Origin of the sequence: Erythrobacter litoralis HTCC2594, from assembly GCF_000013005.1 — a bacterium.
Taxonomy (GTDB): Bacteria; Pseudomonadota; Alphaproteobacteria; order Sphingomonadales; family Sphingomonadaceae; genus Parerythrobacter; species Parerythrobacter litoralis_A.
In genome coordinates this window covers 2766927-2786601 of sequence record NC_007722.1, presented here as the reverse complement: position 1 = coordinate 2786601, position 19675 = coordinate 2766927, and the positions used below count along the sequence as shown (strand labels likewise).

Annotated in this window: 22 protein-coding genes; 10 read left to right on the top strand and 12 right to left on the bottom strand. The window is 65.7% G+C overall.

All coding sequences use genetic code 11. The features are described from left to right. Positions 1-75: 75 nt before the first annotated feature. Complete coding sequence (locus EL2594_RS13620) at positions 76-969, bottom strand: helix-turn-helix domain-containing protein (protein WP_011415681.1); 894 nt, start codon at positions 967-969, stop codon at positions 76-78. Between the two features lie 137 nt (positions 970-1106). Here EL2594_RS13620 and EL2594_RS13615 point away from each other — a divergent pair, with 137 nt between their 5' ends. Beyond that, a complete protein-coding gene (locus tag EL2594_RS13615; protein ID WP_011415680.1) occupies positions 1107-1982 on the top strand; it encodes an SH3 domain-containing protein in 876 nt (291 codons plus the stop codon). A 64-nt stretch (positions 1983-2046) separates the two neighbouring features. Here EL2594_RS13615 and EL2594_RS13610 read toward each other — a convergent pair whose 3' ends face one another. The 5 genes from EL2594_RS13610 to hisN all read right to left on the bottom strand — a co-directional run bounded on the left by EL2594_RS13610 (position 2047) and on the right by hisN (position 5513). After that, on the bottom strand, positions 2047-2910 hold the full coding sequence (locus EL2594_RS13610; RefSeq protein ID WP_011415679.1) for an AraC family transcriptional regulator: 864 nt from the start codon (positions 2908-2910) through the stop codon (positions 2047-2049). Positions 2911-3034: 124 nt separating this feature from the next. After that, positions 3035-3394, bottom strand: a complete 360-nt coding sequence (rplT, locus tag EL2594_RS13605; RefSeq protein WP_011415678.1) for a 50S ribosomal protein L20 — start codon at positions 3392-3394, stop codon at positions 3035-3037. A 26-nt stretch (positions 3395-3420) separates the two neighbouring features. After that, a complete protein-coding gene (gene rpmI, locus EL2594_RS13600) occupies positions 3421-3624 on the bottom strand; it encodes a 50S ribosomal protein L35 (RefSeq protein ID WP_011415677.1) in 204 nt (67 codons plus the stop codon). A 287-nt stretch (positions 3625-3911) separates the two neighbouring features. After that, entirely contained in the window at positions 3912-4670 is a 759-nt protein-coding gene (locus tag EL2594_RS13595; protein ID WP_011415676.1) for an SDR family oxidoreductase, read from the bottom strand. A 57-nt stretch (positions 4671-4727) separates the two neighbouring features. Continuing rightward, complete coding sequence (gene hisN / locus EL2594_RS13590) at positions 4728-5513, bottom strand: histidinol-phosphatase (RefSeq protein WP_011415675.1); 786 nt, start codon at positions 5511-5513, stop codon at positions 4728-4730. A gap of 116 nt (positions 5514-5629) precedes the next feature. Here hisN and EL2594_RS13585 point away from each other — a divergent pair, with 116 nt between their 5' ends. Further along, positions 5630-6607, top strand: coding sequence for a helix-turn-helix domain-containing protein (locus tag EL2594_RS13585; protein WP_011415674.1), 978 nt, complete (start codon positions 5630-5632; stop codon positions 6605-6607). Positions 6608-6662: 55 nt separating this feature from the next. Further along, positions 6663-7619, top strand: coding sequence for an AraC family transcriptional regulator (locus tag EL2594_RS13580; protein WP_233994283.1), 957 nt, complete (start codon positions 6663-6665; stop codon positions 7617-7619). A gap of 9 nt (positions 7620-7628) precedes the next feature. On the opposite strand, the gene EL2594_RS13575 is transcribed toward EL2594_RS13580, so the two are convergent. Then, positions 7629-8564: a ribose-phosphate pyrophosphokinase gene (locus tag EL2594_RS13575; protein ID WP_011415672.1), complete on the bottom strand. Its 936-nt coding sequence runs from the start codon at positions 8562-8564 to the stop codon at positions 7629-7631. Positions 8565-8869: 305 nt separating this feature from the next. Beyond that, positions 8870-9883 carry a class II fructose-bisphosphatase gene (glpX, locus tag EL2594_RS13570; protein WP_011415671.1) on the bottom strand — a complete coding sequence of 338 codons (1014 nt, stop codon included), beginning with the start codon at positions 9881-9883 and terminating at the stop codon, positions 8870-8872. Positions 9884-9938: 55 nt separating this feature from the next. On the opposite strand from glpX, the gene EL2594_RS14980 reads away from it, so the two are divergent. Continuing rightward, positions 9939-10391, top strand: coding sequence for a hypothetical protein (locus EL2594_RS14980; RefSeq protein WP_155806068.1), 453 nt, complete (start codon positions 9939-9941; stop codon positions 10389-10391). Between the two features lie 6 nt (positions 10392-10397). Here EL2594_RS14980 and EL2594_RS13560 read toward each other — a convergent pair whose 3' ends face one another. From EL2594_RS13560 to EL2594_RS13550, 3 genes are all read right to left on the bottom strand, one after another. Next, on the bottom strand, positions 10398-11714 hold the full coding sequence (locus tag EL2594_RS13560; RefSeq protein WP_011415669.1) for a homoserine dehydrogenase: 1317 nt from the start codon (positions 11712-11714) through the stop codon (positions 10398-10400). After that, on the bottom strand, positions 11711-12148 hold the full coding sequence (locus EL2594_RS13555; RefSeq protein WP_011415668.1) for an acyl-CoA thioesterase: 438 nt from the start codon (positions 12146-12148) through the stop codon (positions 11711-11713). Before EL2594_RS13555 ends, EL2594_RS13560 begins: the two co-directional genes overlap by 4 nt. A 145-nt stretch (positions 12149-12293) precedes the next feature. Continuing rightward, the gene (locus tag EL2594_RS13550) at positions 12294-13193 is read right to left on the bottom strand and encodes a hypothetical protein (RefSeq protein WP_233994282.1); all 900 of its coding nucleotides are present in this window, start codon (positions 13191-13193) and stop codon (positions 12294-12296) included. Between the two features lie 266 nt (positions 13194-13459). Here EL2594_RS13550 and EL2594_RS13545 point away from each other — a divergent pair, with 266 nt between their 5' ends. The 6 genes from EL2594_RS13545 to EL2594_RS13520 all read left to right on the top strand — a co-directional run bounded on the left by EL2594_RS13545 (position 13460) and on the right by EL2594_RS13520 (position 17197). Further along, entirely contained in the window at positions 13460-14137 is a 678-nt protein-coding gene (locus EL2594_RS13545; RefSeq protein WP_011415665.1) for an energy transducer TonB, read from the top strand. 37 nt (positions 14138-14174) lie between these two features. Then, complete coding sequence (locus tag EL2594_RS13540; protein WP_011415664.1) at positions 14175-14966, top strand: MotA/TolQ/ExbB proton channel family protein; 792 nt, start codon at positions 14175-14177, stop codon at positions 14964-14966. An 81-nt stretch (positions 14967-15047) separates the two neighbouring features. Then, a complete protein-coding gene (locus EL2594_RS13535) occupies positions 15048-15578 on the top strand; it encodes an ExbD/TolR family protein (RefSeq protein WP_196793207.1) in 531 nt (176 codons plus the stop codon). Between the two features lie 32 nt (positions 15579-15610). Beyond that, positions 15611-16075, top strand: coding sequence for an ExbD/TolR family protein (locus tag EL2594_RS13530; protein ID WP_011415662.1), 465 nt, complete (start codon positions 15611-15613; stop codon positions 16073-16075). Positions 16076-16248: 173 nt separating this feature from the next. After that, entirely contained in the window at positions 16249-16689 is a 441-nt protein-coding gene (locus EL2594_RS13525) for an ExbD/TolR family protein (RefSeq protein WP_233994281.1), read from the top strand. After that, on the top strand, positions 16679-17197 hold the full coding sequence (locus EL2594_RS13520) for an ExbD/TolR family protein (RefSeq protein ID WP_041685376.1): 519 nt from the start codon (positions 16679-16681) through the stop codon (positions 17195-17197). Before EL2594_RS13525 ends, EL2594_RS13520 begins: the two co-directional genes overlap by 11 nt. A 17-nt stretch (positions 17198-17214) precedes the next feature. On the opposite strand, the gene EL2594_RS13515 is transcribed toward EL2594_RS13520, so the two are convergent. After that, positions 17215-19671 carry a ligase-associated DNA damage response DEXH box helicase gene (locus EL2594_RS13515; protein WP_011415659.1) on the bottom strand — a complete coding sequence of 819 codons (2457 nt, stop codon included), beginning with the start codon at positions 19669-19671 and terminating at the stop codon, positions 17215-17217. Positions 19672-19675 lie beyond the last annotated feature (4 nt).

Sequence of the window (19675 nt, the reverse complement as noted above, 5' to 3'; positions counted from 1 at the left end):
TGGCGCGCAAGGCAAAGTGCTTGTGTTTGCCGCGCGCATGTCCGCGGGGCGCGGGCCGGGACCCACCTGTGTCGGTCAGGCCGAAGCCGGCTCGTGCAATGCCTGCATCGCCTGCCCTGCCGCTTCCATCCGCCCGCGCATGGCCGCCATCAGAATGGGATGCTCGAGCGCGGCATAGGCGCTCGGGCTCATCGTCATGAAGCGATGGAAATCGCGCACGAAATGCGCCTGGTCGTGGTAGCTGCAATCGAGGCTGTCGATCCAGCTCATCGAAGGATCCATCATATAACGCGCCAGGCTGCGCAGGAAGCGCTGGCGGCGCAGGAGCAGCTTGGGCGGGAAACCGAAGACGCGTCCGCACAGTCGCTCGAGCGTGCGCGTGGTCATCGCCGTGTGATCGGCCAGGTCGGCCACATTGGTGACTTCAGGATCGACGAGCGCGGTATTGACCTTCCTTATCCGGTCTTCGCCCGCGACCTTGCGCACAAGCAAGCCGCGCAGACGCTCCTGCAGCACCGCGGCTTCGCGCTCGACGTCGGGCTCCTTGTCGAGCAGGCCATCGCCGACCGCAGCGAGTGCAGTGAATGCCGGGTCGGCCTGCCCGTCGCAGAAGCGGTCGCGATAGGCGGCAGCGTCGCCGTCGCAGAATGTGGCCCAGCCGAGCGGCAACAACCCCACACCCCAGAAGCGCCCGGGGCGCACCCGGAAGCGGGTGCACAGGCTGGTAGGACCGGTCATCACTACCCGCGGCACCTTTCGCAACGGCTCCTCCCCCACGCCGGCCTGCAAGACGTCGCCATCGTTGAAGCGCATATTGCCCCATTCGGGATGAAGCCAATCCTCGAGCGGCCCGGTCACACCGGTGCCGATGTGCATATGATAGAGCGTCGTCACGAAGGGCGCGAGCTCGGGGCCCGGCATGACGAAGCGGATACGAATGGCAGGGGCATCCTGCTCGACTGTGCGCACGGGCGTCTCCGTTACCCGTTGGATCCAGCCAACCACATCGACTGCAAACCGATGAAGTTGGTCGCGTTTTTACAATGCTGGCGACCTTGCCTTCTCTTACCTCACTGGCAACCACGATCAATGGGGGGAGTGAATCGATGTTGAAATGGGGCGTAACCGCAAGTCTGGCCGCTGCGCTGGTTCTCGGCGCAGCACCGGTATCGGCGCAGAATAAACAGGTGCCGGAGCTCGTCCGGTGCGACGAAAGCATCGGTACGATTGCGCTGGTCGATAGCGATTCCGCGGGCTGGACGCAGTGGAACCTCGGCTCGCCGCGGCAGATGATCAATCAGCTGGCGGCCGAATCAGGGTGCTTTACGCCGCACAGCCCGGCCTCCGGCGATCCGGCGAAGTTTCTCGTGACCGCAATTGCCGGCAGCCAGGAGGAAGTCGACCAGGGGGTCGAGATCGGCAAGTCCGTCGCCACCGAAGCGCTGCTGCGGTCCGGGGCTGCGGGCAGCGTGCTGGGCCGGGTCCCGTTTGCAGGTGCAGCTCTCGGCATGTTCGGCGGGCTCGGCGGCAAGAAGAAGACCGTTGCTGCCGGCCTCAGGGTGGTCAGCCCGGCAACCGGCCAGGCGATCGCCGCCGGTACCGGCTCGGTCAGGAAATCGACGCTCAACTTTCGCAGCAGCGGCTATGGCTGGGCGGCCACCGCGGCTGGCGCGGCCGGCTATGCGGACAGCAAGGACGGACGGATGCTGACCGAAGCCTTCATCCTCGCCTTCAACCAGTTGGTCGAGCAGCGCGCGCTGCTCGATTCCGTGCCCGATGCGGCTCCGGCAACGCAGGAGGCCGCAGCAATCGTCGCGATCGACACCGCCATGAGGGCGGGCCCGGCGGCGGACCAGGCCGAAGTGCGGACCCTGCGCGCAGGGACCGAACTGACACCGACGGGCGAGCGCGACGGGCTCTTTATCGAAGTGACGGACAATTACGGCACCAAGGGCTGGGTCTCCGTCGAAGACCTTCAGTAGCAGCGCGGCAAAGGGATGGCTCGAAACCGCGACCGGGCGGTGACGGGCCGCCCTTGCTGCATGCTCAGTCCGAGACTCGCGCCGGTACGCCCCAGACCTCGCGCCGGTTTTCCATGAACGCGCGCATGATCGGGTGATCCTGATCGGCATATTCGCTCGGGCTCATCCCCATGAAGTGGTGGAACTCGCGCACGAAATGCGGCTGGTCGTGATAGTGCCGGTCGATCGCTTCGCTCCAGCGCGCGCCGCCATCGTTCATGAAGGACGCGAGGCTGCGAACGAGGCGCTGCCGGCGCAGGATCACGTTGGGGCTGAAGCCGAAGGACCTGAGGCACAGCCGCTCGAGCGTGCGCACAGTGACCCCGGCCCGCTCTGCGAAATCGGGAATCTGGACCAAATAGGGATCGGTCATCGCTTCCTGCACCAGCCGGATACGCTCGTGGTCGCGCGGCGGCTCGGCATGGTGGGTCAGGAAGTCGGTCAGGATGCGGAACTGACGCATGTCGTCGGGCGTCGCGAATTGCAGCGCGTCGGCAAGCTTGGCGAATGTCGCGAACGCCGGATGCTCCATTCCGTCGAAGGCCGAATTGGTCAGCTCGCTGGCGGGCCGGCGGATATAGTTGGCCCAGCCGAGCGGCAGCAGGCCGAAACCGAAGATCCGCACCTTGCCGACCACGAATTTGCAAGCCGCGTTGCTCGGGCCCGTTGCGGTGAACTTCTGCCCCGCCAGCGGCATGCCCGCGATCTCGCCGACCGCCTCCACCTGGTTTGCGAGGAACCGCATGTTGCCCCATTCCGGCAGCAGCCAGTCCGACACGGTTTCGCCTTCGGGCAGGTCGACATCGAGCCGATAGATCGTCGTCACCAGTTCGGCCAGATGGTCGGGCACGGCGAAAACGCGAAGGTCGAGAGCGGGGCGCGAAATCATGGGCGCACGCTGGGTTCCTGGTTGCGACCCTGTCTGGCAGGGATTGTAGATGTGCGACAAAAGAAGGGGCGCCGCAAGTCCAGCCTGCAGCGCCCCTGTTTCCGATCCGGTCGTTCCTGCGCGATTACGCCGGGAGCGCGGCTTTCGCCTGGTCGATAACGCTCTTGAACGCCGCTTCCTCGTTCATGGCGAGGTCGGCCATGACCTTGCGGTCGAGCTCGATCCCGGCAAGCTTCACGCCGTGCATGAACTGCGAATAGGTCAACCCTTCGGCGCGGACCGCAGCGTTGATGCGCTGGATCCACAGGGCGCGGAAGCTGCGCTTCTTAACCTTGCGGTCGCGATAGGCGTACTGGCCGGCTTTCTCGACGGCCTGGCGGGCGATGCGAATGGTGTTCTTGCGACGGCCGCGATAGCCCTTCGCCTGATCCAGCAGACGCTTGTGTTTCTGGCGCGTGGTGACGCCGCGTTTGATGCGAGGCATTTCGTATTCTCCTTAAACCGGCGCGCTCAGTCGAGCCCGTAGGGAGCCCATTTCTTCACCGTCTTGGTGTCCGGATCGGACAGAACGGTGGTGCCGCGGTTCTGGCGAATATACTTCGCATTGTGGCTGATCAGGCGGTGGCGCTTGCCCGCGACACCGTGCTTGACCTTGCCGTTGGCGGTGATCTTGAAGCGTTTCTTCACACCGCTCTTGGTCTTCAGCTTGGGCATTTTCATCTCCTAATGTGAGACACGTCCGAACCGGCCCTGGCAGCCCTTGTCGCCAGGCAGGCAGATGAAACACGTGTCAGTGAAGGCGGCGCACATAGCGAATCAGGCGCGTATTGCAAGCGATTCGATGGAGGGGACAGGCGCGCAAAGGTGATGGCGGAAGGGGTCTCAAGCCCCGTGAGCTTTCACGAAGGCTCGAGCGTTTGTACGGGTTGCCGCGCGGATCGCGAAGGTAGTCACCGGTCCGCCTGTGGGAAAGCTAGTCCGCGGATCGCGACGTCCGACGGTCACTCGGCATAGATCATCTTCACGCTCATACCGCCATCGACGACGATTTGCTGCCCGGTCACGAAGCCGGACCGGTCCGACACCAGCCAGTCGACCGCATGGGCGATATCCTCCACCCGCCCGACCCGGCCGACCGGGTGCTGCCGGCGGTCGATGTCGCGGTGGTCGGGCTCCGAACGCTCGCTGCGCTTCTGCCACGGGCCGGTCTCGATCCAGCCGGGCAGCACGGCGTTGACCCGAATTTCAGGGCCGAGCGAGACGGCCATGGCATGGGTCAGCGCGCTGACGCCGCCCTTGGCCGCGGCATAGGCGAATGTCTCCGGCTCGGACTGCAACGCGCGCGTGGACGATATATTGACGATCGCCGCACCCACTTCGCTCCGCCGGAGAAAAGGCAGCGCGGCGCGGCTGACGAGAAAGGTCGCGGTCAGGCTGGCATCGATCCAGCCGTGCCAGTCGTCGAGCGACAAGTCTTCGAGCGGGCCGCAATAGGGATCGGCGATGGCGGCGTTGTTGACCAGCGCGTCGAGCGCACCGCCATCCAGCAGGTCGCGCACTTCTTCGAAGGCCGCAGCAACCGCCGCTTCATCGCCCACATCGCAGGTGAGGGTATGGATTTGCCCGCCCGCAATCTCTGCCAGCGCTTCCCCGTCGCGGTCGAGCGCGATCACGCGCCAGCCCTTGTCGCTGAAAAATCCCGCGATGCCGCGGCCGATACCGTTGCCCGCTCCGGTGATGCAGATCGTTCGCTTACCCATATCCCGACAACGGGCAATGCGGGCGATGGTTCTCCGGAGATAGCTGCGGCAGGCCTGTCAGCCCATCGCCTCCAGCACATCCTCCAGCCGCGCCGGATCGCCCAGCGCGATGATCGTGCCGTCGCTTTCGGCGTCGAGCGGGTTGCCCTGCCAGTCGGACACCGTGCCGCCCGCGCCTTCGACCACCGGCACCAGCGCGGCGTAATCGTAGACCGACAGGCCCGCTTCGCACACGATGTCGAGATGCCCGCCCGCCAGCAGGCCGTAATTGTAGCAATCGCCGCCATAGACGATCATGCCCTGCCGCTCGTTGCCGCCGACCTTCTGCGCTAGCGCCATATAGGGTTCGGCTTGGTCGGAGGTGAAATAATGCGGGCTGCTGGTCGCCAGCACCGCTTCTTCGAGGCTCTTGCAGGTACGGGTGCGCACCGGGCGCTCGTTGAGCGTCGTCGGCCCGCCGATGCGCCCGACCCAGCGCTCCCCCGCGATCGGCTGGTCGATGATGCCGAGCACCGGCCATCCATCCTGCATCAGCGCGATCAGCGTGCCGAAGATCGGGCGGCCCGCCATGAAGCTGATCGTGCCGTCGATGGGGTCGAGCACCCATTGCCGGCCCGAGCGACCCTGCTCGCTGCCGAATTCTTCCCCGATCACGCCGTCCTGCGGATATTCCGCCTTGAGAATGCGGCGCATGGATTCTTCGGCGGCGCGATCCGCTTCGGTCACGGGCGAGGCATCGCCCTTACGCTCCGATTCGAAAGCGGCACGAAAGAGCGGACGGATTTCCTCGCGCGCGGCATCGGCAAGGCGGTGAGCGACGAGCAGTTCGGCTTCGAGATTCATGCGCGTGGCGATGGTCGGCTATCCAGTGCGGGTCAAGCCTTTGAGATGTGTTGCGGAAATCCCCAATCAATGACATCTCTCGCACATGCGGGTCGCACTGCATCGGGGCGCACGAAGTGGGGAGCGATAAAGGCGGTATTCCGCACACGCCGGTGACCGGCGCGACGCCCGACGGCGTGCCGCTGGCCCTCAACCGGGCGCCCGCAGCCGACCTCGAACCGTGGATAGCGCGGGTGATGGTCGCCATCGCTCATGCGCCCGCCGACACGGTCAGCACCGGCTTCCTCTGCAACGACGCGAGCTACGTTCGCACTGCCATGGGCGGACACTGGACCGTCGAGACCGCCGACGGCACGCGCGAATTCCTCAATGAATCGCTGGTCTGCGGCCAGCACAGCCGGGGCTGGAAGCTGGTCTATCGCGGCCCGGTAATCGTCGCCGGTTTCGCGCTCAAGCCGGGGGCCTATCGGGCAATCTGGGGCGTCGACGACGGGGCGCTGGTGGATCGCATTGCGCCAACGACGCACCTGGGGTTCGAAGACAGCGAGCTGACCGGGCTGTACGAGCGCGGCATGGATGCCCAGGTCTGGCTGCTCAGGATCGAAGAGTGGCTGCGGGACACCATCGCCAGGCGGCGCGCGCCCTATCCCCAACCGCTTGCGCAAAGGCTCGACGAAGCGGCCTTTGCCGATCCCAACCAGTCGCCCGCCGACATCGCGGAGCGCCACGGCGCGACGCTGCGCACATTGCAACGCACCGCGCGGCGCGCATTCGGGCTGTCGCCGAAGCAGGTGCTGCGGCGGGCACGGGTGCTCGACCTCGCCGCGCGGATGTGCGGGGTCGCCGACAAGCGTGAGGAAGAGGATTTCCTGCTGCGCTATTTCGATCAGTCGCACCTGATCCGGGACTTCAGCGCCTTTTTCGGGCGCAGTCCGCAGCAGTTCATGGACAATCGCCAGCGGCTGCTCACGCTTAGCCTGGAAATCCGCCAGGCGCGCAGGCTCGAGCTGCTCAACCGCATTGCGCCGGATGCGGTCCGCCCGTGGATGATGCAGACCTCACTGCCGCCTGCAGACCTGCCGGCGCAGCGATAGCGCCGTTGCCGTGGCAACGCCGTTCCTGTAATTTCGTGGGCCAAAGGACCTGATAATGGGCTTTCGGGAAGAGCGACTGCACGTACGCGAACAAGCGGGGCAGACGGATGGGCAGTTTGCGGTCACACGATCCGGCGGGCGCATATCCATAAACCGGCAGCCGCGTGACAGCCTCCGGCCCTGGGTCGCGCATGTCTATGGCATGGAGCTGGAAGCCTCGGCCGATGCCCTGATTTCTTGCGGCATCTTTGCAGATTCCGCCATGCTGCGTGTGCTGCTGGACGGGGACTGGCATGCCGATTCAGCCGACGGCTCGCACCTGTTCCGCGAAGAAGCGCTGCTGTTCGGGCCGCACAGCAGGCGCATGCCGGTGAGCGTACGCGGCGGATTTGCCAGCGTCGGGCTGGCGCTGCGGCCGGGCGCATGTCACGTGCTGGGCGGCCCCAAAGCAACCCGGCTGCTCGACAGGATCGTGCCTTATGGCCAACTCGGGTGGGATCAGTCATCGCTGCTCGATCGGTTCGCGCCGGCGGCCAGCGTGGACGAATGGATGAGCGCGCTGGAGGATTGCATGGAAGCGCTGGTCGAGCAGGCGGGTGGGCAGGAACCCGATCCGGCATCGGCGGCTTTCGCGCATTTCGCACTGGAAGATCCGAACCTGCCCGTCGCCGCCTGCGCACAGCGGCTGGACCTCGACAAGCGCAGGCTCGAACGGCTGGTGAAGCGCGATTTCGGCCTTTCGCCGAAGAAAGTGCTGCGGCGGGCGCGCGCGCTCGACATGGCGGCGCATCTTTGCGGGGTGGCCGATCTCGAGGAAGCGCAGGAGCTGGCGCTGCGTTATTACGACCAGTCGCATCTCAATCGCGATTTCAGCGAGATGTTCGGGATGACGCCGCTGCAATTCGTCCGTACGCCGCAGCCGCTGCTGACCGTCACGCTGGAATCGCGGCAGGCGCGGCGGCTGGAAGAACTGGAGCGGATCGCGCAGGGCGGCAAGCGCCCGTGGCAGTGACCGCGCTGATCAGTCGAACAGCGAGCTGACCGAACTTTCGTCGGCGATGCGGCGCACCGCCTCGCCGATCAGCGGGGCGATGGTGAGGTAGCGGATCTTTTCCGCATCGCCCGCCGCTTCTGTCGCGCCGATCGTGTCCGTCACGACCAGTTCGGTCAGCGCCGAGCCGTTGACCCGGGCGACGGCACCGCCCGAGAGGACACCATGAGTGATATAGGCGGCAACCGAAGTCGCGCCCTGTTCGAGCAGCGCCTCGGCCGCGTTGCACAGCGTGCCGCCCGAATCGACGATGTCGTCGATCAGCACGCAGTGGCGGCCCTTCACGTCGCCAATGATGTTCATGACTTCGCTTTCGCCGGGCCGATCGCGGCGCTTGTCGACGATGGCGAGCGGCGCGTTGTCGAGCCGCTTGGCGAGCGCGCGGGCGCGGACGACGCCGCCGACATCGGGGCTTACCACCATCAGGTCGCGGTCGCCGTAGCGGGCCTGGATATCGGCCGCCATGGTCGGCGCGGCGTAGAGGTTGTCGGTCGGGATATCGAAGAAGCCCTGGATCTGCCCGGCGTGCAGGTCCACCGCCAGCACGCGGTCGGCCCCCGCCTCGGTGATGAGATTGGCGACAAGCTTGGCCGAAATCGGCGTACGCGGGCCGGGCTTCCGGTCCTGCCGGGCGTAGCCGAAATAGGGAATTACGGCGGTGATCCGCTTGGCCGAGGCGCGGCGCAGCGCGTCGATCCCGATCAGCAGTTCCATCAGATTGTCGTTGGCCGGATAGCTGGTCGACTGGACCAGGAAGACATCCTCGCCGCGCACGTTCTCGTGGATCTCGATGAAGATTTCCTCGTCCGCGAACCGCCGCACGCTGGCATCGGTAAGCGGGATTTCGAGATAGGCGGCAATCGCCCGGGCGAGCGGCAGGTTCGAATTGCCGGCCATGATCTTCATGTGTGCTGGTCCCCAGTTCTGGTGCGAATCGACGCGCGATCCCGGTCGCTTTCGGCTTAGACGCGCGTCATCGAAACGCAACATGGGGTGTGGCGGTTGCTCCCGGCTTTTGCGGGCAACCTTGGGATCCTCCCCGTTTCGCCCGAAGGGGCCAAATGGGGAGGTGGCAGACGCCGTAGGCGGCTGACGGAGGGGCGTAAGAAAGACGCTCGCGGAGCGCTACGCCCCTTCACCACCAGCCCTTCGGTCTGGCGGTCCCCCTCCCCACTTGTGACTGGGTCAAAAGCGGGGAGGATCCGAGACCTTCAGATCCGGTGCTCGCCCCGGATCCAGCGGACGGTGCCGCTGCTGGCCCGCATCACCACGCTTTCGGTCGTCATCACCCGCGCGCCGCCAACGCCGCGTTTGCGCTTGACGCCGTCGAGCAGCGAGCCGGAAGTGACGCCGGTGGCGGCGAAGATGCAGTCGCCCTTGGCCAGCTCTTCCAGGGTGTAGATGCGATCGAAATCCGCGTCGGGGATGCCCCATTTGCGGGCGCGGGCCTTCTCGTCGTCGTTGCGGAACACCAGCCGCCCGTTGAACTGGCCGCCGACACAGCGCAGCGCCGCTGCCGCCAGCACGCCTTCGGGCGCGCCACCCTGGCCCATATACATGTCGATCGTGGTGTCTTCGTCGGTCACCGCGATCACGCCGGCGACATCGCCATCGCCGATTAGCACCACGCCGCAGCCGAGCGAACGCAGCTCTGCGATCAGGTCGGCATGGCGCGGGCGGTCGAGCACGCAGACGATGATGTCGGAGGGCTCGACACCCTTGGCTTCGGCGACGGCCTTGACGTTGTCGGTCGGCGATTTGGCCAGGTCGATGATGCCCTCGGGATAGCCGGGGCCGACCGCCAGCTTGTCCATATAGGTGTCGGGCGCGTTGAGCAGGCAGCCTTCCTCCGCCGCTGCCAGCACGGCGAGCGCGTTGGGCCCGGCCTTGGCGGTGATGGTGGTGCCTTCGAGCGGGTCGAGCGCGATGTCGATCTTGGGGCCTTTACCGGGCGCGCCGCCGACCTTCTCGCCGATATAGAGCATCGGCGCTTCGTCGCGCTCGCCCTCGCCGATCACCACCGTGCCGTCCATGTAGAGCTCATCGAACGCCTTGCGCATAGCCTCGACCGCGGCGGCATCGGCGGCCTTCTCGTCGCCGCGCCCGATCAGCGAGGACGCGGCGATCGCGGCGGCTTCGGTGACGCGGACCATTTCCAGAACCAGCACCCGGTCGAGGACCGAGCTGGCTTTGGTCGTGGTGGCGGAGCCGGTGGCGGTGTTCATGGTGAATTCAGTCCCTCTGGTGCGTTTGGCCGCCGCCTATAGCGGGAGTGTGGCGTTGTCGAGACTGGGGGTTGTGATAAGCGCATTTGCGCTCGCTCCGGCCGCACTCGCGCAGGATCGAACCGACCGGCAGGTCACCGCCGAGGAGGCTTTCGAAGACTATCGCGAGCTTTATGGCCCCCCTGAGCCGGAGCCCGAAGTCTCCGCCGATTGCGACGATCCGGTCGGCGACGAGATCGTGGTCTGCGCAGCGCTGGAGGAGCAATCGCAGTTCCGCGTGCCGTCGAGGCTCGACCGGGGCGACAACAGCAATCTCAAGTGGGATTACGAACCACCCGATGTTGCCGGGCCTGGCATCTTCAAGGGCAAGGCAACGGCGAGCGGCTGCGTCAAGGGCCTGACCTGCCCGCCGCCACCCGCATATATTTTCGACATCACTGCTCTACCCGAAGCGCCACCCGGCTCCGATGCCGACAAGATCGCCAAGGGCGAAAAGCCTGCCGGCTGAGCGCCGCTAGCTGCGCAGGATCGGCATGACCAGTGGTTCGTCGACCAGGCTTTCCGAGCCTTCGAGCATCGCCACCGCATCGCGCACGCAGCGCACCGGGCCGGTATGCGTGACCATCGCCACCAGCACGCCTTCCGTGCCATTCGCCTCGCCTTCCTGAATCAGGCTCTGGATCGAGACCCCGGCATCGCGCATCGCGGCAGTAATCTCCGCCAGCACGCCCGGCCGGTCGGCGACCATGAAGCGGATGTAGGAGCGGCTTTCGCGCGCGCCCGAATCCGCCTTGGGCATAGCGACCAGCTGGGCCGCAGGAACGGAGAACGGCGCGCCGGTATCGCCGCGCGCCAAGTCGATCAGGTCGGCGACGACCGCGCTCGCCGTCGGCCCGTCGCCCGCGCCCGCGCCCTGGAACAGCAGCCGACCGGAGAAATTGCCCTCGGCGACGACCGCATTGGTCGGCCCGTCGATCGGTGCCAGCGGATGGTCCTTGGCGACGAGGCAGGGGCGCACCCGCTGCAGCAGCCGCGGGCCATTCTCGCTCTGCTCGATATCGGCCACCCCGATCAGCCGCACGACATAGCCCAGCGCATCGGCCTGCGCGATGTCGGCGGCGCAGACCCGGCGAATGCCTTCGATCTCGACGCTGCCGAAGTCGATCTCCGCCCCGAAGGACAGCGCGGCAAGGATTGCCAGCTTGTGCGCGGCGTCGACCCCGTCGATGTCGAACGCCGGATCGGCTTCGGCAAAGCCCTTTGCCTGCGCTTCGGCCAGTGTCTCGCCGAAATCCGCGCCGGTGCTTTCCATCGCGGTCAGGATGTAATTGCAGGTGCCGTTGAGGATGCCATAGACCCGGTCGATGGCGTTGGCCGCCGCGCCTTCGCGCACTCCCTTGAGCACGGGTATCCCGCCGGCCACGGCAGCCTCGAACCGCAGAGCCGCGCCGTGCTCCTCCGCTGCCTGCGCCAGTTCCTGCCCGTGATGCGCAATCATCGCCTTGTTGGCCGTCACGAAGCCCTTGCCCGCACCGAGCGCCTGCCGCGCGAGCGCCAGCGCCGGGCCGTCCGCGCCCCCGACCAGTTCGACCACGACATCGATATCGTCGCGCGCGGCCAGCTCGGCCATATCGTCGTGCCAGGCATAGGCGGACAGGTCGACGCCGCGATCGCGCGACCGGTCGCGCGCGCTGACGGCGGTCACTGCGATCGCGCGGCCGGCGCGCGCTTCGATGAGGTCGCGGTTCTCCGTGAGGAGGCGCAGCACGCCCGCCCCGACCGTGCCAAGGCCCGCTATGGCCAGCCGCAGGGGCGCTTTCGTTCCGCTCATGCTGGCGACGCCTCGTCGGCGTGAGCCTCGATCGAGCCGGCGAACATCGCGCGCACGCTGTCGGGTATGCGCTGCGGCTTGCCGGTCGCGAGATCGACATGGACCTGCACCAGTTCGATCACCGCGCGCAGGTCGTCTTCGCCCTCCTCGCCGTGAAGCTCGATCCGCTGCGCCATGGAGGAATTGCCGATCTTCGTCGTGACAGCACGACCTTCGATCCATTCGCGCAAGCGGATCGGCTTGACGAAACCGACATTGGCCTGTGCGACATGGAATTCCAGCGCGTCTTCGCCGGTGAAGCCGAGCCCGACCGACTCCCAATATTCGGTCACCAGCACGTCGGCATATTCGAGGTAGCGCGAATTGAAGACGACGCCTTGCGGGTCGGTTTCGGCATAGCGGACGTGCAGGCGGTGGCGGAATGGTTCGGTCATGGTGCGTGGCTCTAGCCGCGCTGCCGCTCTGCTGGGAACCACATAATCTTGTTGTCGCGCTAGCCTGCCTAAAAACGGCGCAGGCCGACGCGGCGATACCGCATTAGCTGCGCGGAGCTAACCGCGGGCCACAAGGTGCGCGGCCCTAGCCGCGTGGCGGGGTGCGGGTCCGCTGGCACGGACCCAGCTGCTCGATCACGAAAGCATAATCCCGCGCCGCCATCGCGCGCCCGGCCGGGTCGGTCGACAGGTTGGCGCCGCCGGGCAGCGTCTGCGGCAGGAAGCAGGCAAGGCGGTACCAGCCGAGCGTCTGCGGGGTCGGCGCCTGCACGGCCTGATCGACGATTTCGGAGTAGGACACACCCCACACCGGACGCATCCCGGGCCGCCGCACGACGCTCATCGAGACCGGATCGCCCGTCGCCGTCTGCAGGAAGATTTGCGTTTCCGATTCGCCGCTGAGATTGCCTTCGACCGACAGGGCATCGCGCACCCCGCCCACGGCAGGCGCGGCATCGGGCGCCGCCAGCGCTACCAGGATCGGGCGCAGGCGGTCTTCGAGCTGCTGGCTCCACGGCAGTTGCGCATCGCGAGCCACCAGCTGGATTTCGCCCGGCCGCGACGGCACCGCCCGCGCGAACAGCAGGACTTCGCTCTTCCTCAGCTTGGGCGCCCGGCCCCGTTCATCGAGCGGGACATCGACAAGGTAGCGCAGCTTCTCGCCGACCGGGACCGAGCCGGAAATCAGCGCGATCGTCTCGGCCTCGATGTAGAGGCGGGTATAACCGGGCGCGACGCCCACTGCCCGTTCCGGTTTCAGCTCGGCCTGCTTCTTTACTTCGGCCCGCACCACCAGTTGCGACGCATCGGCGAGGTCGGCGAGGTCGGCCCAGCTGGGCGCCGACGCGGGGCCATCTTGCGCGGCAAGCGGCCTCACCCACACGCAGGCGAGGGCCAGCATGGCTAGCAGGATGCAGATGCGAATCGCGCGCAGGCTGCCATGAACGGCGGAGATTCGCGCTTTATCGTGAGGTGCCAATGTCATTCCGTTCCCTCCAGCCTAACCGCCGTGAATTTCTCCTTAACCGATAAAGCGTTTGCGCGGGCTGTGGACAATAGCTAAGGGTCTGCCTTCCGGGGGCTGGAGAGAAATGAAGATCCCGGAACAGTTCTGTCTGGTGGGCATCGCGCGGCATTCGCAACGACGATTCGACTCTTCGCTGCTCACCTGCGATGGAACGATGGATCGCCGCCTGGGTTAACCGGGCATAGAAGCCGGACTAACCGGCGCAGACGGAGTGATGCGACTGCATGGCCTACGCTGACCAACAGATGAGCGGCAACCGAATTGTTGCCATCATCCTCGTTGCTCTTATTCACGTTGTAATCGGCTACGTTCTGATTTCGGGTCTTGCCTACAAAGCGGCCGTTGCGGTCGTCGAACGGGTAACGACAGTCGATATCGAGGAACCGCCGCCGCCCGAAGAAGAGCCGCCACCCCCGCCCGAAGAAATGCCCGAGACGGCACCGCCGCCTCCGGTAGCGCCGCCGCCGCCGATCAATATCGCGCCGGCCCCGCCACCGATCAGGACCCAGCCGACGATTCCGCCGCCGTCACCGCCGGCCCTGCGGATTCCGCCGGCCGCGCCCGTGGCACCGCCGGCTCCGCCGCCGCCGCCGCCGCCGCGCTTCACGCCGAAGGATCCCGAACCGCGGGGCAACCCCGGCCGCTGGGTGACGACGAACGACTATCCCTCGCGCTCCATTCGCGAGGAACAGGAAGGTGTCACCACCGTGGCGCTCAGCGTCGATGCCAGTGGCCGCGTGACCGGATGCCGGATTGCCCGTTCCAGCGGACACTCGCAGCTCGACGAGGCGACATGCCGCAACATGGAACGCCGCGCGCGCTTCCGTCCGGCTACCGATGGTAGCGGCAACGAAGTGGCTGGCACCTACACGCAATCGGTCCGCTGGCAGCTGCCCGAATAAACCCTTTGAACTCATCCTTTTCTGAGAGGACTCGCAAATGATTATCGAACTTCTTACCGCAGGGGCCGGAGAAGCTGCTCCCGCTACGCAGTTTGGCTTCTGGGAAGCCATGGAACAGGGCGGCGCGATCGCCTGGTTCATCTTCGGCGTGCTTGTGATCATGTCGATCGGCTCGTTCTACATCCTGATCACCAAGCTGCTCGAGCAGAACAAGATCATGAAGCAGTACAAGGGCGTGCGCACCAGCTTCTGGAAGGCTCCGACCCTCAAGGACGGCGCGACCAAACTGGACAAGAACAGCGCATGGCGCCAGATCGTCGACGACGCCATGAAGGCCGACGAAGATCACGGCAAGATGGCCGACCAGCGCGAAGCGCACGATTACCTGCACGGTTCGCTGCAGGCGTCGGAAGACTCGATCAATGCGAAGCTGGCCGGTGGCCTGCCGTTCCTCGCATCGGTCGGTGCAACCGCGCCGTTTATCGGCCTGCTCGGTACCGTGATCGGTATCTACCGCGCCCTGATCAACATCGGTCTTGCCGGCTCGGCATCGATCGACAAGGTCGCCGGCCCGGTGGGTGAGGCGCTGATCATGACCGCCATTGGCCTGCTCGTCGCGGTCCCGGCGGTGCTCGCCTACAACTGGCTGCAAAGCCGCAATCGCCGCATTGCCGAACTGCTGACCGGTTTTTCGACCGACGTTCTCGCCTACATCGGCTCGAACGGCCAGGTGAAGCCGGTCGTGGCAACCGCTGCGCCCGCCAAGACCGCGCCGAAGCCGGCTGCCAAGCCGGCGACGACCGCCGGTGGCGCACCGGTCAAGAAGTAAGCGATAGAACCGGGCGGACGGCCCCATGGTCGTCCGCCCGTTCATCGACGAGACACGACCACTGACGGATAGGATGTAGTCATGGCAATTTCTACGGGAGGCGGCGGCTCAACGCCGATGTCCGACATCAACACCACCCCGCTGGTGGACGTGATGCTGGTACTCCTGATCATCTTCCTCATCGCGGTCCCGGTTGCGATCCAGACCATCGAGCGGCTCGAAATTCCAGTGATGGAATCGGTCGAATCGAAGGACAAGGTCGAGAACCTGCTGCTCACGGTAAGCACCACCGATCAATCCGGCCGTAGCGCCGGCGAACCGGGCTTCGAAGGTGCCGCACGCGAAGGCGAATGCCGGGTCTACTTCAACAACATCACACCGGTGTCGTCTGAAGAACTCTACGACCAGGCCTTCGAACGCCTCGACGCGATCGTTACCCGTGCCGGTGGCCCGGAAGCGATCATGGAAGATCCCGAGCTCATCCCGCAGGTGCATATCCGCGGCGATGTCAACGCGCCGTGGCGCTGCGTTGCGGGAACGATCTACAATGTGCAGGCGGCGGGCTACCCGACCGTCGGCTTCATCTCCAACCCGGTCGACCCCAACGGTTGATCGGGAACAGAGAAACACAGGAGTAACCGACCATGGCAATGTCAGGTGGTAAGGACGATGGCAGCCCGATGCTGGACATGAACATGACGCCGTTGATCGACGTCCTGCTCGTGCTCCTCATCATGTTCATCATCACCATCCCGGTCGCGACCCACTCGGTCAATATCGACCTGCCGCAACCGAACCCCAACCCCCCGCCCGAGGACATGATCGATCCGATCAAGAACAAGATCGTCCTCACGCAGACCGGCGAGATCCTCTGGAACGGTGAAGGCATCGACCAGAGCGAACTGGTTCGCAACCTGCAGCTCACCCGGGACATCGTGCCCGAGCCGGAGCTCCAGTTCGAACCCGAAGCGCAGGCGAGCTACGATCTCTCGGCGCGCGTACTGAACGTGATCAAGAGTTCGGGCGTGACCAAGTTCGGCTTCGTCGGCAACGAGCAATACCGCGTGTTCGGCAAGTCGCCCAGCGCACCGGCGGGTGGCCAGCAGTAAGCCGGCCACACCCAAACAGATGCAGAAAGGGGCGGAGCGATCCGCCCCTTTTTTTTGCTGGGCATGCGAGACATGCGCCAGCGCGTGCGAACTCTCTACGCAATCCGCCATACATCCTGCGCTTGGCGATAAGGTGATGTTATGGTATCTCTTTTCTTGAAGGGAGAGATGCGATGCCCAAAACCGTCCGAAACCCGAGCCGGTATTTCCGCCCGCCCCCGACCACCGGTGAAATGAACATGACGCCGTTCATCGACGTCCTGCTGGTGCTGCTGATCATGCTGATGCTCGCGATCCCGGTGAAATTCCACAGTCTCGACATGCCGCTGCCGGGCCAGGGCACGCCCGGGCCAATCCTCGCGCAGAATTCCGTGACCATCGATGCCGACGATGCCCTCTACTGGAACGGCACCCGCATGACACGCGATGCCCTCGGCCGGCAGCTCGCCGGCGCGGCTGCCATGGCCGACCAGCCGGTGGTGCGGTTCGAACCCGACGCCAACGCCAGCTACGACCGGTCGGCCAAGACCATTGCGCTGATCAAGGATGCGGGGATCGAGAGATTCGCTTTCGTCGGCAACCAACGCCACCGCGAATTCGGCCGTGCCCCGTAAGTTACGGCCGCGAACCCCGCGGCGCAGGTTCGATCATGGCGCACCCATCGCGCGCCCCAGTCTCGCGCCGCTCGCCGCCGTCTGGCTGATCGCCGCAGCGCTCTGCATGGGCGCCTATGTCAATCCGCCCCACGCGCTGCTAGTCGGCCTGCCGGCCCCGCTGCCCCGCGACACCATCGGGGTCCTCACGCCGTCCTACGACCTGCTCGACCTCGATGCCGAAGGCACGATCCGCTGGAACGGGCATCCGGTCACCGAGGAGCAGTTGCGCGCAATCCTGTCCGAAAGCGGACAGCGCAGCCCGCAAGGCGCGCTACTCTTTCACCCCCAACACGACGTCGCGTATGGCGATGCGCTCGGTCTGCTCGCGATCGTGCACCGGGAAGGCGCAATCGACGGGTGTTTCCGTTTCAGTGAAATCCAGCGCTTCGCCGATTACGAGAACCCGCCCGATTTCGAGCGGCTGGTCGCCCCCGACTACCGGGAGTGCGACCTGTGGTTCGAGTGAAGGCTCTCCGCCCCTGACTAGGGCAGGTCGTCCACCCGCATGGCAGCGGCGGCAATGCTTTCCGCTTCCAGCAGCAGTTCGTCGTCGACCGCGCCCTGCGGCAAGCTCTCGCGCCCGATTATCACCATCACCGGCACCGCGAGCGGGCTGACGCGCTCGAGCTCGACATGGACCAGCTGGTCCTGCGATTGTTCGAGAACTGTCTGCAGGCGACCGATATCGGTCAGCCGTTCGCGCGCATCTGCCCAGGCCGCCTCCAGCAGCACATGATCCGGCTCGTATTTCTTCAGCACATCGTAGATCAGGTCCGTCGAGAATGTGACCTGCTTGCCCGACTTGCGCTTCCCCGGCTGTTGCCGCTCGACCAGCCCGCCGATCACCGCCACTTCACGGAATGACCGCCGCAAAAGGTGCGATTCCTGAACCCACGAAACGAATTCGTCCGTGAGAATGTCGGGCGAGAGGAGCGGCGCCGGATCCTTCACCGGCTTGAGACCCCATACGGCGAGCGAATAGTCATTGGCCACGAAGGCACCCGGCATCAGCCCGCGATCTTCCATGCGCTGCGTGACCAGCATCCCGAGCGACTGGTTCGCGTTCCAGCCGGCAAAAGTGTAATAGACGCTGTAATGCCGCTGGGCATGGGGAAAGGATTCGACCAGCAGGTTGTCGGGCCCGGGCAGCTGGCTGCGCCAGTCCTGCACTTCCAGCCATTCGCGCACATCATCGGGAAAGCGCGCCCAACCCGGCCGGTCGACCAGCATTGCGCGCACCCGGTCTGCAAGATGCGTCGTGAGCGGCATGCGCGCGCCGCCGTAGCTGGGGATCATCGCCGATTTCTTGCTCGCACGGACGATCACTTCCATGTCGCGCAACTGCTCGACTTCCAGCGCTTGCCCGGCAAACGAGAACGTGTCGCCCGGCTTCAGCGCGATGGCAAAGCGTTCCTCTACCTTGCCCAGCGAGCGGCCGTTGCGAAAGCGCACCTGCAACATCTCGCCATCGATGATGATGCCTGCGTTCAAGCGGTGCCTGGCCGCATTTTCCGGATGCGTCAGCCGCCAGGTACCGCTCCTGTCGCGCACGATCCGGCGAAACTTGTCGTAGGCCTTGAGCGCATATCCGCCGGTCGCGACGAATTCGAGCACGCGCTGAAAAACTGTCTCGTCGACCCAAGCGTAGGCGAGCGAAGAACGGATCTCGGCAAGCAATTCATCTTCGTCGAACGGCGCGGCGCACGCGCAGGCCATGACATGCTGGGCGAGCACGTCCAGCCCGCCAGGGCGAAACTCCTCCCCGTCGCGCATACCGGCATCGACAGCGTCCTTGGCGGCCTGCGCTTCAAGGAATTCGAACCGATTGCCCGGCACCAGCACCGCGCGGCTGGGCTGGTCGAGCCGGTGATTGGCGCGGCCCACGCGTTGCAGCAGCCGCGACGAACCCTTGGGCGCGCCCATCTGCACCACGCAATCGATGTCGCCCCAGTCGACCCCCAGATCGAGGCTCGCCGTCGCTACCAACGCGCGCAATTCGCCGCGCGCCATCGCGCCTTCGACCTTGCGCCGCGCCTCGCGGCTGAGCGAGCCGTGATGGATCCCTATCGGAAGCGTATCCTCGTTGACGTCCCACAGGTTCTGGAAGGTATACTCGGCCAGAAAACGCGTGTTCGTGAATATCAGCGTGGTGCGATTGGCGCGCACCAGATCGTAAAGTTGCGGGATCGCCCAGGTCGCGGCATGGCCGCCCCAGGGGACCCGCTCTTCTTCCGGCAGCAGGATTTCGACCTCGGCCGGGGCACCTGGCTCTCCCTCCACCAACGCGACCGTGTCGATCTCTCCGACGTCGCCTGTTTTCAGGGGCGCAAGCCATTCGCGAAAGCCCTCCGGATTGGCCAGCGTCGCGGACAGCGCCACCCGCTGGAGCTGCGGCGCGATCGCCTGCAGCCGTGCCAGGCTGAGCGCCAGCAGGTCCCCGCGCTTGCCGGTGGCGAAGGCGTGCACTTCATCGATGACGATCCGCTTGAGCGAGGCGAACAGGTCGAAGCTGTCGGGATAGCTCAGCAGCAGCGACAGGCTCTCCGGCGTCGTCAGCAGGATATGCGGCGGCTTGCTGCGCTGCCGCTTCTTGCGATCGGAGGGCGTGTCCCCGCTGCGCGTCTCGATCCGGATCGGCAGCCCCATTTCTTCGACCGGGGTCACGAGATTGCGCTGCACATCGTGCGCCAGCGCCTTCAGCGGCGATACGTAGAGCGTATGCAACCCCTCCGGCGGCGCTGCATCGCCGAGCCGCGACGGACAGAAATCTGCCAGTGTCGGCAAAAACCCGCCGAGCGTCTTGCCCGCGCCGGTATCGGCCACCAGCAGCGCATGCTTGCCGCTGTCGGCGGCAGCCAGCATTTCCGCCTGGTGCCGCCGCACGCGCCAGCCGCGCCCAGCGAACCAGTCGGCAATTTCAGGAGGAATTTCGGCCTGCATCACC